Origin of the sequence: Streptomyces sp. WAC05374, assembly GCF_004353505.1 — a bacterium.
Lineage (GTDB): Bacteria > Actinomycetota > Actinomycetes > Streptomycetales > Streptomycetaceae > Streptomyces.
In genome coordinates this window covers 472,039-484,494 of the sequence record NZ_SMNQ01000003.1, presented here as the reverse complement: position 1 = coordinate 484,494, position 12,456 = coordinate 472,039, and the positions used below count along the sequence as shown (strand labels likewise).

Below are 12,456 nucleotides of genomic sequence, written 5' to 3'. Positions count from 1 at the left end.
TGTGTGACACGACGGGTGGGGCGGGGGGAGGGGGGCAGGGCCGGTGCGCCGGATCGGGGGCGGCGGCGGGTCGGGGGCGGCGGCGGGTCGTGGGCCGGTGCGCGGGAGCGGGGGCGGCGGCCGGTCATGGGGCGGGGGCGCCGGGTCAGGGGCGGCGGCCGGTCGTGGGGCGGGTGCCGGAACACGGAAGCCGCCGGGCAGGGCGCGCGGCAGGGGGCCGGCGCGGTCGGTGCTCAGGGCACGCGGGGGAAGCGGGACTGGAGGGTCCAGATCGCCGGGTTGTCCGCCAGGCCCTCGTGCATGTCGGTGAGGTCGGCGATCAGGTCGTGCAGGAAGTCGCGGGCTTCCCGGCGCAGCAGGGTGTGGCTGAAGGTGAGCGGCGGTTCCTCGGCCGGCATCCAGTCGGCCTCGATGTCCACCCAGCCGAACCGGCGCTCGAAGAGCATCCGGTCGGTGGACTCGGTGAAGTCCAGTTCGGCGTACTGCGGCCGGGCGGACCGGCTGCCGCGAGGGTCGCGGTCGAGCCGCTCGACGATGTCGCACAGCGCCCACGCGAAGTCGAGCACCGGCACCCATCCCCAGGCCGTGGAGATCTCGCGGTCGGCCTTGGTGTCCGCGAGGTACACGTCGCCGCAGAACAGGTCGTGCCGCAGTGCGTGGACGTCCGCGTGGCGGTAGTCCGTCTGCGGCGGGTCGGGGAAGCGGCGGGAGAGGGAGTAGCCGATGTCGAGCACGGGGTCGATGGTGTCACGCCACCTGCGGAAACGTCACCGCTCGCACGTTCGGATGAATGGGCTCGGGAATCCCGGAGTGGCGGTGGGCACACGCTGACAGTGTCGCGTTGAGCGAAGGAGGCCACGGTGGCGCTGCCCGTTCCGGAGTACGAGTACGACTGCGAGCAGTACGAGTACGACCACGAGAAGAACAGGCGAAGGGCCCGTCTGGTGGATGAGCCGGAGCCCGGGCCCGAGCTGTACCACGCCGAGGACGACGACTCCGACTACTGGGTCCCGCTGAGGGCACTCAGCGGCCGGCTGCCGTGCCTGGACGTGGGAAAGGCCTTCGACGTGTTCAATGCGGTCGCCCCGGAGGGGTGGCGCGTGGAATTGATCGAAGGGGATATTCACGTGACGCCTCCGCCCAATGGCGAGCATGAGGAGATTCTGGCCGAGGTGAGCCACCAGGTGATGCCCAGGCTGCCCGACAAGCGGCTACGGACCTATACGGGAATCGGTCTCAACGTCCCCGGCGCCTCCATGACCGGACACGTCGAACCGGACCTCGCGATCGCGCCGAGGGGCAGCTTCGCCCCCGAGGCGTACTACCACGACCCCTCCCGGGTGCTGCTCGTCTGCGAAGTCACCTCCCGCTCCACCGCCGCCAACGACCCTGCCACGAAGATCCTCGGCTACGCCCGCGCCGGAATCCCGGTCCACCTGCTCATCGACCGGCAGGTGGAGGGCGGAGCGATCGTCGTGTACTCCAAGCCCGAGGGCGACACGTACACGCGCCAGGACAAGTACACGTTTTCGCAGATGGTCCCCCTTCCCGAGCCCCTCGGCTTCGAGATCGACACCAGCGCGTTCTGACCCCTCACGGCAGCAGCCGCTGCTCCTTGGCCTTCGCCACCGCGCCCGCCCGGGTGTCGACGCCCAGCTTCGCGTAGACACGGCCGAGGTGGGTCTTGACCGTGGCCTCGCTGATGAACAGGGCCCGTGCGATCTCCCGGTTGCTCAGTCCCCGGGCGAGCTGGCCCAGGATGTCCAGCTCGCGGTGGGTCAGGGCCGGGGCGCGGTCACGCGGGACGACGCGGCTCAGGGCCCGGCGGCCCTCCGCCGCCGCGTGGATGGCGGCGAACAGCTCCTCGGGGCGCTCGGCCTTCAGCAGGTAGCCGGTGGCGCCCGCGCCGATGGCCCGGGTGACGTCGGCGTCCGTGTCGTACGTGGTGAGGACCAGCACCCGGACCCCGGGCAGCGTGGTGGTGATGCGGCGCGTGGCCTCCACGCCGTCGATGCCGGGGCCGAGCTGGAGGTCCATCAGGACGACGTCCGGCCGCAGCTTGGCGGCCGTCGCCACGGCCTCCTCGCCGCTGCCCGCCTCGCCCACCACCTCGATGCCGGGCGCGCTGCCCAGGAGCGCGAGCAGTCCGGCGCGTACGACGGCGTGGTCGTCGCACAGCAGGATGCGTACCTCGGTCATGGGGCCCCCAGGGGGATCGACACGGACAGGACCGTGCCCTCGCCGGGCGCGGACTCGACGGTCAGGGTGCCGCCGAGCTGCTCGGCGCGGGCCCGGATGGCGGGCAGGCCGTGTCCGCGGGCGTCGGGCTGCGGCACGGCCCCGGGGCTGAACCCGCGCCCGTCGTCGGCGACGTCCAGGACGACCTGGTCGTCCAGGTAGGTGAGGGTCAGCGCGGCGGACGTGGCACCGGCGTGCTCCCGTACGTTGGCGAGGGCGCCCTGCGCGATCCGCAGCAGGGCCGACCCCACCCGGTCCGGCAGCGGCACGGGCGGGCCGTCCACCCGGACGCCGACGGGGAGGTCCGCCGACGCGCGGGCGGCCAGTGTGCGCAGCGCCTCCGCGAGGCCGCCGCCCCCGGCGAGGTCGGCGGGCGCCAGGTCGTGCACGAACCGGCGGGCCTCGGTCAGGCTGTGCTCGGCGATCGAGGCGGCCGTACGGACGTGGCGGCGGGCGGCCGCCGGGTCGGCCTCCCAGGTGCGGTCGGCGGCCTGGAGCAGCATCCGCTGGCTGGACAGGCCCTGGGTCAGGCTGTCGTGGATCTCCATCGACAGGCGCTGCCGTTCGGCGAGGACGCCCTCGCGCCGCTCGGTGGCGGCCAGCCGCTCGGCCTGCCGCTGGGCGTGCACGAACACGGCGGTGGCGATGGCCGCCACGGCGGGCGGGGCGACCAGCAGGTTCGGGTCGAGCGCGCCGTCCGCGAGCTGGAGCTGCGCCGCCACCACGAACACCGTCAGCAGGGCGACCAGCACCAGCGCGGCGCGCGGCGGCAGCGTCCGCAGCCCCGTGTAGAAGAGGGGGACCGCGCACCACGCGAAGCTCGGCGCCAGCACCACCAGCACCATCCACACGGCGACGACCACGCACAGCCAGACCAGCCTGCGCGGCACCGGCAGCACGTACAGCACCGCCAGCGCCGCCGACAGCGCCACCACCCACGGCCCCAGGTCCAGCCACGGGTGCCGCAGCAGGAACCGCGCCAGGGAGGCGCCCAGCAGCGCGAAGAACGCGGCGTGCATCACCCGGGCCAGCCAGCGGGCGTCGGGGTCCTGCTCCACGTCCACCACTCCTCGTACCGGATTTTCCGGTCCCATCCTCACCCGCGCGGCCCGCCCCGGCATCAACCGATCGGCTGACCCCGTGCCCCCGGTCCCGCCCCCAGGATCGAAGGCATGACGAAGCACACCAAGAAGTCGATGTCGCTGCGCGCCCGCCTCCTGACCGGCACGGTCGCCGCCGCCGCGCTGGGCGCCGGCACCTTCGGCGCCCTGTCCGCGAACGCCGCCGAGCCCGCCCAGGCACCCGCCGCGGCCGCCGCCGGCACCACCGCCCACCCCCGGGACCTGACGCAGTCCACGCACCTGACGATCGACGCCGCCACCCGGGCCGCCCAGGCCGCCCTGGACGCCGCCGAGGCGGAGAACCAGCGCGTCACGGTCGCCGTGGTCGACCGCAACGGCAGCACCGTCGTCACCCTGCGCGGCGACGGCGCCGGCCCGCAGTCCTACGAGTCGGCCGAGCGCAAGGCGTTCACCGCCGTGTCCTGGAACGCGCCCACGTCCGAGCTGGCCAAGCGGCTGGAGAGCGCCCCGAACCTCAAGGACATCCCCGGCACCCTGTTCCTGGCGGGCGGCGCCCCCGTCACCGCCAAGGGCGCGCCGATCGCCGGCATCGGCGTGGCCGGTGCGCCGAGCGGCGCCCTGGACGAGAAGTTCGCGCAGGCGGGTGTGGCCGCGCTCAGCCGCTGATCCCTCCGTACGATCACGGAGTGGACCTCCGCCGCCCCCGGGCCCTCGCCGCCGTCGCCGTGCTGCTCGCCGCCGCCCTGACCGGCTGCACCGGTGACGGCGGCCGCGACGGGGGCGGTGAGCCGGGGGCGGCCGGGCTGCGCGACCCGTACTTCCCGCAGCTCGGCAACGGCGGCTACGACGTACGCCACTACGCCCTGACGCTCGCCTACGAGCCGCGCACCGGCCGCCTCACCGGCACGGCCGACATCACGGCCCGCGCCACCCAGGCGCTCAGCGCCTTCAACCTCGACCTCACCGGGCTCACCGTCCACGGCGCCACCGTCGACGGTGAGCCCGCCGCCGTCCACCGCGAGGGCGCCGAGGTCACGCTGCGGCCGAAGGGCGACGTGCGGCACGGCGCCACCTTCCGCACCGTCGTCCGCTACTCCGGCACGCCCGCCACGATCACCGACGAGGAGGGCGCCCGGGAAGGGTGGCTGCGGACCGCCGACGGGGCGGTCGCGCTCGGCGAGCCGACTGGCTCGACGGCCTGGTTCCCGGGCAACCACCACCCGTCCGACAAGGCCACCTACCGCGTCACCGTCACCGTGCCCGAGGGCCTTGAGGCCGTGTCCAACGGCGAACCGGTGAACCGGCGGACCGGCGGCGGCCGCACCACCTTCACCTGGCGCTCGGCCGAGCCGATGGCGAGCTACCTGGCGACGCTCGCCATCGGCCGGTACGAGACGAGGACGGCCCGTACCGACTCCGGCATCCCCGTCCACACCGCCGCGCGGGGCAACCCGGCGCTCCTCGCCCGCATCCCCGAGCTGCTGGAGTGGGAGGCGGAGATGTTCGGCCCCTACCCCTTCTCGTCCGCCGGGGCGATCGTGGACCCGGGGCTGGACGCCGGGTACGCGCTGGAGACGCAGAACAGGCCGTTCTTCGGCACCGGCACGTTCGACGCCTCCACGCTCGTCCACGAGATCGCCCACCAGTGGTACGGCAACTCGGTGTCGCCCGCGTCGTGGCGGGACATGTGGCTGAACGAGAGCTTCGCGACGTACGCCGAGTGGCTGTACGCCGAGGACTTCGGGGACAAGCCGGTCCAGGAGAGCTTCGACGAGGCGTTCGCGGAGGAGGAGAACTGGGCGTTCCCGCCCGCCGACCCGCCCACGGCCGCCGACATCTCCGGCCCGCCCGTGTACGGCCGGGGCGCGATGGTGCTGCACCGCGTCCGCCTGGCCGTCGGCGACAAGGCGTTCTTCCGCGTCCTGCGGGGCTGGCCCGCCGCGCACCGGCACGGCAACGCCTCGACGGACGACTTCGTGCGGTACGTGGAGGAGACGGCGGGCCGGGACCTGACGGAGGTGTGGGACACCTGGCTGTACGGCCGGGGCCGCCCCGCGGGGCCGGGCGGGTGACGGCCGGCCTACAGGGCCTTGCGCATGACGACGCAGTCGCGGCCGCGCTGCCGGTCCGGGCGGCGGTCGACCTCCTCGTAGCCGAGGGCCGCCCAGAAGGCGATGGCGCTGGGGTTGTCGGCCAGGACGGCGAGCTTGACGCCCCGTCTGCCCTTCTCGCGGAAGCGCTTCTCGACGATGTCCGCCAGCTCGCGGCCGAAGCCGACGCGGTGGTCGCGGGCGTGCACCATGAGCAGCCCGATCCACGGGTCGGGGTCGTCGGGGTCGGGGTGGTGGGCGCGGGTCACCGAGACGCCGATGACGTGCCCGGCCGAACGGGCCAGCAGCACCTCGGTGTCCGGGTGGGACAGCTCCTCGGCGAGCGAGGCGGCGACCTGCTCCGGCCGGATGTCGTCGGGGTCCGGGAAGTCCCCGCTGAGCTGGTGGAACTCCCGGTTGGACGCGTACAGCTCGGTGAGCTCGGTGAGGAGCGGGCCGGGCAGGGCGCCGCCCGCGCCGACTTCCAGCGGTTCGACGATCATGCGGAAACAGTAGGGCCCCGGCGGGCTGTGCGCCGCCGGGGCCACCACGGGTGCGCGGACGTCAGATGTTGACGCCGAAGTCGCGGGCGATGCCCTCGAGGCCGGAGGCGTAGCCCTGGCCGACGGCGCGGAACTTCCACTCGGCGCCGTGGCGGTACAGCTCGCCGAAGACCATGGCGGTCTCGGTGGCGGCGTCCTCGCTCAGGTCGTAGCGGGCGATCTCGGCGCCGCCGGCCTGGTTGACGATGCGGATGTAGGCGTTGCGGACCTGGCCGAAGTTCTGCGAGCGGCTGACCGCGTCGTAGATGGAGACCGGGAAGACGATCTTCTCGACGTTGGCCGGCAGGGCCGACAGGTTCACGTTGATCTGCTCGTCGTCGCCGCCGCCCTCGCCGGTGCGGTTGTCACCGGTGTGGACGATGGTCTGGTCCGGGGTGGACTTGTTGTTGAAGAAGACGAAGTGCGCGTCGGACGCGACCTTGCCCGCGCCGTCCACGCCGATGGCGGAGGCGTCCAGGTCGAAGTCGGTGCCGGTGGTGGTACGGACGTCCCAGCCGAGGCCCACAGTGACGGCGGTCAGACCCGGCGCCTCCTTGGTCAGCGAGACGTTGCCGCCCTTGGACAGGCTTACAGCCATTGGAAGAGTCCCTTTCGTCGTCCGTACGTCGTTGGGGATAACGCGCCGGGCGGCGGCCTGGTTCCACGATCGGAAAACGGGGTGACGTGACCGCGTCGGGCCGGGGACCATGGGGGCATGTCCGGTCCCCATGTCATCCGCGGTTCGGTCTGCCTGCCGGAGGCCGAGCTCATGTGGCGTTTCTCCCGGTCGTCCGGGCCGGGCGGGCAGCACGTGAACACCAGCGACTCCCAGGTGGAGCTGCGTTTCGACCTGGCGCGCACCGAGGCGCTGCCACCGGTGTGGAAGGAACGCGCGCTGGAGCGGCTGGGCCCGCGCCTGGTCGGCGGGGTGCTCACCGTCCGCGCCTCCGAGCACCGCTCGCAGTGGCGCAACCGCGAGACGGCGGCGGTGCGGCTCGCGTCGCTGCTGGCCGAGGCGACGGCCCCGCCGCCCAAGCCGCGCCGCCCGACGAAGATCCCGCGCGGCATCAATGAGCGCCGGCTGCGCGAGAAGAAGCAGCGGTCCGAGACCAAGCGCGGCCGTTCCGCCCGCGACTGGGGCTGAGCGGCAGGCGTCAGGACAGGTGCCGGTAGTTGCCGCGGAAGTAGGTGAGGGGCCCGGCGGCGTCCGCGTGGGGGAAGGCGACGGACAGCACCCGGGCGACGACCAGGGTGTGGTCGCCCGCCGCGACGCGCTGTTCCGTGCGGCACTCCAGCGTCGCCAGCGCCCCGTCGACCAGCAGCGCGCCGGACGCCCCGCCCCGCGTCGTGGGCAGGTCGGCGAAGAGCAGCCGGTCGCTGACCCGGCCCTTCATGGCGAACCGGCCCGCGACCTGACGCTGGCCCTCCGCGAGGATCGACACGCCCCACAGCGGCTGCTCCGCGAGCAGGTCGTCCATGCGGGAGCCCTCGCGCAGGCTCACCAGCACCAGGGGTGGGTCCAGCGACACCGACAGGAAGGACGTGGCCGTCATGCCGACGTCCTCGCCCCTGGGGCCCTCGTCGGGGTCGTGGGCCGTCACCAGCACCACGCCGGCGGCCAGCCGGGACATCGCGGCACGGAACTCGTCGTTGCTCACCCCCTCAGCATGAGGGACGGCGGGGGCGGGAGGCTGGGTGGTCGGCAACACACCCGGAACGCTAACCTCGCCCCCACCGCGCCCGCATCGGGCCGGAGGACCAGCCGCTGGTCCTAGGACCCCCGGCCGGGCCGACGGGTTACCCGTGGTTCGTACGGCCGCGGGAGCAACATCATCCTTTTGTGACTTGAGTCACAGAGCGCAGGTTTTGTTGACCCTGTGTACCTGGGGCACAGCTCGCTGTGATTCAGTGGCGTGGACAGTGCAACACGAGCGCCGATGAGAACCCTGGAGTTGCTGTCGAGGTCTCGGGGAGAGCGAACAATGGAGACCGAGTCGGAGCCGTACGTCCGTCTTGCGACCCTGCGGCAACTACACCAGGTCGTCGCCAACCTCAACACGGCCCGAAGCCTGGCCGACACGCTGCAGACCGTCGCCGACGGCGTCACGGCCGGGCTCGGCTACGAGCTGGCCTGTGTGAACCTGGTGCGCCCCGACGGTGACCTGGTCGTCGCCGCGTTCTCCGGCAGCCCCGCCGCCGAGGCCCTCATCACCGGCCGGGTCGGCTCCCGCGCCTCCTGGGAACGCCGCCTGAGCATGGGCGAGGCGTGGGGCGAGCTCCGGTTCATCCCGCACACCGAGGGCTGGGTCCTGATAGAGGACGACGTGCCCCAGTGGCACACCGACGGGCCCGAGCCGCGCTTCGAGGACGAGTGGCACCCGCGCGACCGCCTCTACGCCCCCATGTACGCCTCCGGGAGCGGGCGCGAGCTGCTGGGCGTGATCTCCGTGGACCGGCCCCGCAACGGCCGCCGCCCCGGCCCCTGGGGCCAGGAGGCGCTCCAGATGTACGCCTCGCAGGCCGCCATCGCGATCAGCAACGCCCGGCTGCGGGCCAACATGCAGCGCGCCCTGGTCCGCCTGGAGCGCGAGCAGCAGGCGCTGAGAGCCAGCGAGGAGTCGTTCCGGCAGGCGTTCGAGTACGCGCCCTCCGGGATGGCCATCGCCGAGATGGGCGGCGACCAGCACGGCCGGCTGCTGCGCGCCAACGACGCGCTGTGCCGGCTGCTCGGCCGCCCCTCCTCCGTGATGCGCCGGTACTCCTTCGCCGACCTGGTCCACCCCGAGGACATCGGCACCCTGCTGCGCACCTCCGCCGAGGGCGGCCGCGCCGAGCTGCGCCTGGCCCGCCGCGACGGCACCTACGTGTGGGTGTCCCTGCGGAACTCGGTGGTGGCCGACACCGCCGACGGGCCGCGTTTCCTGCTCACGCACGTCGAGGACATCGAGGAGCGCAAGCGCCACGAGCTCCAGCTCGCGCACCGCGCCTCGCACGACGCGCTCACCGGTTTGCCCAACAGCGCCGAGCTGCGCGCCCGGCTCAGCTCGCGGCTGTGCTCCCGCCCGCACGCGGTGCGCTCGACGGCCGCCGGGCCGCACGGCGCCGACGGCTACGCCGACAGCTACGACAGCGGTGAGTACGAGTACGGCGAGCACGCCTACCGGGGTGACGGGTTCGACTTCGACGCGGCCGCGGACGGTGGCGCGTACGACCACCATGTGCACGCCGTCGCGCCGGACAGCGAGGTCGACGACGGGACGAAGGGCCTCGCCGTCCTCTTCTGCGACCTGGACGGCTTCAAGTCGATCAACGACCGGTTCGGGCACCACACCGGTGACGCGGTGCTGATCGAGGTGGCGCGCCGGCTGACCGCCGGGGTGCGGGACGGCGACACGGTGGCCCGGCTGGGCGGTGACGAGTTCGTCGTCCTCGCCGACGGGCTCGGTGCCGCCGACGCCGCCGACCTGGCGGTCCGCCTCCGCAACGCGATCATCCCCCCGATCCGGGTGGACGGCCGCGCGGTGCGCGTGGGGGCCAGTTTCGGCATCGGCTGGGCGGAATGCGGCATGTCCGTCGAAGAGGTGCTGAACTCCGCTGACCAGCGCATGTACATCGAGAAGCGCTCCCGTGCGAAGGTTCACCGCCGGGCGGGGTAGACCGTTCGGGGTAGGCTCGCCCGGGTCGGTGACCGCTGGCTAGCAGCGATGAGGAGTGACCAGGGATGGCTGCCGGTAATAACGGCAACGGCGCGGGCACGCCCGAGGACGACGATCCGTTCGGCTACCTGTACGCGGACGGGCAGGCGGCGGGCGCGCAGGCGCCGCAGGGCGGCGGCTACGGCTATCCGGGTCCGGCCGCTCAGCCGGGTGTGCCCAGAAGGTCGTACAACCAGGTCAGGGCGGTCGGCGAGCGCCAGTACGGCCAGGTGCCGCAGCAGCAGTACGCCCAGCCGAGCCCCCAGTACGCGGCCCCCGAGACCTACCCGGGCGCCGACCGCGCCCGGCCGGCGCCCCCGGCCCAGCCCCCGCGCGGCGGCGGCCGCGGCGGCGGCCCGAACACCAAGGGCCTGCTGATCGGCGCGCTCGCGGTGGTCGCGGTCGTGGTGACCGGAATCACGGTCGCCGTACTGACGAACACGGGCTCGGACGACAAGAAGACCAACGCGGGCGGCCAGTCCCCCGCGCCCACGGCGGTCAAGGAGTCCCCCACCCCCAAGCCCTCCGACTCCGCCGACCAGCCCGTCGAACTCCCCAAGCAGGACGCGGCGACGCTCCAGCTCGGTGCGCCCGCGATGCTCGCCAAGGACGTGAAGGGCGCCGAAGGCACCGACGGCGCCTACGTGACGGGCTTCAACGCCGTGGGCGCCTCCGTCACGTGGAAGGCGGACGTCCCGGAGAAGGGCGACTACAAGCTGTACGTGCGGTACGCCATCCCGGCGAAGGACGCCAACGCGACCCTGACCGTCAACGGCAAGGCCAACTCCAATCCGCTCGGTCTGAAGAACTTCATCCACTCCACGGACCCGAACCTGGAGAAGAACTGGCAGACCACCTGGGCGCCGGTCACCCTCCAGAAGGGCGAGAACGAGCTCAAGATCTCCTGCGAGCAGGGCAACCAGTGCGACGCCCTGCTCGACTGGCTGGAGGTCCGGGCCGACTGACGCGCCGGAGGCGGCTCAGGAGGCGATCACCGCGAGGAAGTGCGCCACCGTCGAGGTCATCGCCTCGCGGGCGGTGGTGAGGTAGGTGCGGGGGTCGACCACCGTGGGGTGGGCGGCCAGGTGGTCGCGGACCGTGGTGGTGAAGGCCGTGTTCAGGGCCGTGCCGATGTTGATCTTGGTCATGCCGGCCGCGACGGCCGCGCGCAGTTCGGGGTCCGGGACACCCGAGGAGCCGTGCAGGACCAGGGGGACGGGGACGGCGGCGCGGAGGGAGGCGATCAGGGTGTGGTCCAGGGTCGCCGTGCGGCGGGTCATCGCGTGGGTGGAGCCGACCGCGACGGCCAGCGCGTCCACGCCCGTGTCCGCGACGTACGCGGCGGCCTCGGCCGGGTCCGTGCGGACGCCCGGGGTGTGGGCGTCGAGGGGTGGTTCGCCGTCCTTGCCGCCGACCCTGCCCAGCTCGGCCTCCACCCAGACGCCGCGTTCGTGGCCCCAGCGCACCGCCTCGGCCGTGGCCTTGACGTTGTCCCCGTAGGAGAGCTTCGAGGCGTCGAACATCACGGAGCTGAAGCCCTCGCTGTGCGCGGCGCGCAGCAGGTCGGGGGAGACCACGTGGTCCAGGTGCAGGCCGAGCGGCGCGGTGGACCCGCGGGCGACGGCGGCCGCCGCGGCCGCGATCGCGGACAGGTCGCCGCCGTGGAACTTCACCGCGTTCTCGGAGATCTGGAGGATCGCGGGCCGCCCCACCCGTTCGGCCCCCGCCGCGATGGCCTCCGCGTGCTCCAGCGTGATGACGTTGAACGCGGCGACGGCGCCGCCCGCGGACCGGGCCCGGGCGATCAGTTCGCCGGTGGGGACGAGGGGCATGTGCGGTACCTCCATCAAGCGGCCGTGGCGTGCTCCGTCACCGTGACGCGGGAGAGGGTTTCCCGGTACGTCGTCATGTCGAACTCGCCCGCCGCCGGTGCCAGCACCGTCGCCGTGGACAGCGCCACCGCCCGTGCCAGCCGCTCCGGCCACGGCGCGCCCTCCACCAGGCCGGCCAGCAGGCCCGCCACCGCTGAGTCGCCCGCGCCGGTCGGATTGCCCTTCACCGCCGCCGGCGGGGCCGCCCGCCAGGTGCCGTCCGGGGTGACCGCGAGCAGCCCCTCCGGCCCGAGCGAGGCGACCACGGCGTGCGCGCCCCGGCGGCGGGCGTCGCGTGTCGCGCGCAGCGGTTCGCGGGCGCCGGTGAGCCGGGCCAGTTCGTCGGCGTTGGGCTTGACCAGGTCGGGCCGGGCGGCGATGCCCCGGCGCAGCGGCTCGCCGCTGGTGTCCAGCAGGACCGGCACGGACGCGGCGCGGGCGCGGCGCACCAGCTCCGCGTACGCCCCGACGTGGATGCCGGGCGGCAGGCTGCCGCACAGGGCGACGGCGTCGGCCTGCCGTACCAGCTCCTCGTACACGGTGACGAAGGCGGACCACTCGGCGGGGTCGAGCGTCGGGCCGGGCTCGTTGAGCTGCGTGGTGTCGCCGGTCGACGCGTCCACGACCGCGACGGTGCGGCGGGTGGTGCCGGCGACGGGGACGAGCGCGTCGCGCACGGGCAGGGGCGCTAGCAGGGTGCGCAGGACGTCGCCGGTGGGGCCGCCCGCGAAGCCGGTGACCACGGTGTCGTGGCCGAGGGCGGCGAGGACGCGGGCGACGTTGACGCCCTTCCCGCCGGGGCGTTCGGCGACGTCGGTGACGCGGTGGGAGGCGTGCGGGGTGAGGGCGTCGACCTTGTAGGTGATGTCGAGCGCGGTGTTGAGCGTGACCGTCAGGATCACCCGTAACACCCCCGAGACGTGCGCGTCCGCTTCCGC

The 12,456-nt window shown here is 73.6% G+C and carries 14 protein-coding genes; 6 read left to right on the top strand and 8 right to left on the bottom strand.

Annotated elements, in window-relative coordinates; genetic code table 11:
• Positions 1-233 precede the first annotated feature (233 nt).
• Positions 234-734, bottom strand: coding sequence for a hypothetical protein (locus E2B92_RS09860; protein WP_126887539.1), 501 nt, complete (start codon positions 732-734; stop codon positions 234-236).
• Between the two features lie 126 nt (positions 735-860).
• Here E2B92_RS09860 and E2B92_RS09855 point away from each other — a divergent pair, with 126 nt between their 5' ends.
• Positions 861-1,589, top strand: a complete 729-nt coding sequence (locus E2B92_RS09855; protein WP_235023747.1) for a Uma2 family endonuclease — start codon at positions 861-863, stop codon at positions 1,587-1,589.
• Between the two features lie 4 nt (positions 1,590-1,593).
• Here the strand turns inward: E2B92_RS09855 and E2B92_RS09850 are convergent, their stop codons facing one another.
• Both E2B92_RS09850 and E2B92_RS09845 read right to left on the bottom strand, forming a co-directional pair.
• The gene (locus E2B92_RS09850; RefSeq protein WP_126887538.1) at positions 1,594-2,199 is read right to left on the bottom strand and encodes a response regulator; all 606 of its coding nucleotides are present in this window, start codon (positions 2,197-2,199) and stop codon (positions 1,594-1,596) included.
• The gene (locus E2B92_RS09845; protein WP_126887537.1) at positions 2,196-3,332 is read right to left on the bottom strand and encodes a sensor histidine kinase; all 1,137 of its coding nucleotides are present in this window, start codon (positions 3,330-3,332) and stop codon (positions 2,196-2,198) included. The genes E2B92_RS09850 and E2B92_RS09845 overlap by 4 nt, the downstream gene beginning before the upstream one ends.
• A gap of 78 nt (positions 3,333-3,410) precedes the next feature.
• Between E2B92_RS09845 and E2B92_RS09840 the strand changes: the two genes are divergently transcribed.
• Positions 3,411-3,986 carry a GlcG/HbpS family heme-binding protein gene (locus tag E2B92_RS09840; RefSeq protein WP_126887536.1) on the top strand — a complete coding sequence of 192 codons (576 nt, stop codon included), beginning with the start codon at positions 3,411-3,413 and terminating at the stop codon, positions 3,984-3,986.
• Positions 3,987-4,006: 20 nt separating this feature from the next.
• Entirely contained in the window at positions 4,007-5,392 is a 1,386-nt protein-coding gene (locus E2B92_RS09835) for a M1 family metallopeptidase (RefSeq protein ID WP_126887535.1), read from the top strand.
• An 8-nt stretch (positions 5,393-5,400) separates the two neighbouring features.
• On the opposite strand, the gene E2B92_RS09830 is transcribed toward E2B92_RS09835, so the two are convergent.
• Together E2B92_RS09830 and E2B92_RS09825 are read right to left on the bottom strand one after the other, a co-directional pair.
• Positions 5,401-5,913: a GNAT family N-acetyltransferase gene (locus tag E2B92_RS09830; RefSeq protein WP_126887534.1), complete on the bottom strand. Its 513-nt coding sequence runs from the start codon at positions 5,911-5,913 to the stop codon at positions 5,401-5,403.
• Between the two features lie 61 nt (positions 5,914-5,974).
• Entirely contained in the window at positions 5,975-6,550 is a 576-nt protein-coding gene (locus E2B92_RS09825; protein ID WP_126887533.1) for a TerD family protein, read from the bottom strand.
• A gap of 117 nt (positions 6,551-6,667) precedes the next feature.
• On the opposite strand from E2B92_RS09825, the gene arfB reads away from it, so the two are divergent.
• A complete protein-coding gene (arfB, locus tag E2B92_RS09820; RefSeq protein WP_126887532.1) occupies positions 6,668-7,096 on the top strand; it encodes an alternative ribosome rescue aminoacyl-tRNA hydrolase ArfB in 429 nt (142 codons plus the stop codon).
• Positions 7,097-7,106: 10 nt separating this feature from the next.
• Here the strand turns inward: arfB and E2B92_RS09815 are convergent, their stop codons facing one another.
• Positions 7,107-7,661 carry a flavin reductase family protein gene (locus tag E2B92_RS09815; protein WP_235023746.1) on the bottom strand — a complete coding sequence of 185 codons (555 nt, stop codon included), beginning with the start codon at positions 7,659-7,661 and terminating at the stop codon, positions 7,107-7,109.
• Positions 7,662-7,934: 273 nt separating this feature from the next.
• On the opposite strand from E2B92_RS09815, the gene cdgB reads away from it, so the two are divergent.
• A complete protein-coding gene (gene cdgB / locus E2B92_RS09810; protein WP_126887531.1) occupies positions 7,935-9,608 on the top strand; it encodes a diguanylate cyclase CdgB in 1,674 nt (557 codons plus the stop codon).
• A 65-nt stretch (positions 9,609-9,673) separates the two neighbouring features.
• Complete coding sequence (locus E2B92_RS09805; protein ID WP_126887530.1) at positions 9,674-10,612, top strand: CBM35 domain-containing protein; 939 nt, start codon at positions 9,674-9,676, stop codon at positions 10,610-10,612.
• Between the two features lie 15 nt (positions 10,613-10,627).
• Here E2B92_RS09805 and E2B92_RS09800 read toward each other — a convergent pair whose 3' ends face one another.
• Together E2B92_RS09800 and E2B92_RS09795 are read right to left on the bottom strand one after the other, a co-directional pair.
• On the bottom strand, positions 10,628-11,479 hold the full coding sequence (locus tag E2B92_RS09800; RefSeq protein WP_126887529.1) for a class II fructose-bisphosphate aldolase: 852 nt from the start codon (positions 11,477-11,479) through the stop codon (positions 10,628-10,630).
• A gap of 14 nt (positions 11,480-11,493) precedes the next feature.
• The gene (locus E2B92_RS09795) at positions 11,494-12,420 is read right to left on the bottom strand and encodes a 1-phosphofructokinase family hexose kinase (RefSeq protein WP_126887528.1); all 927 of its coding nucleotides are present in this window, start codon (positions 12,418-12,420) and stop codon (positions 11,494-11,496) included.
• Between the last annotated feature and the right edge of the window lie 36 nt (positions 12,421-12,456).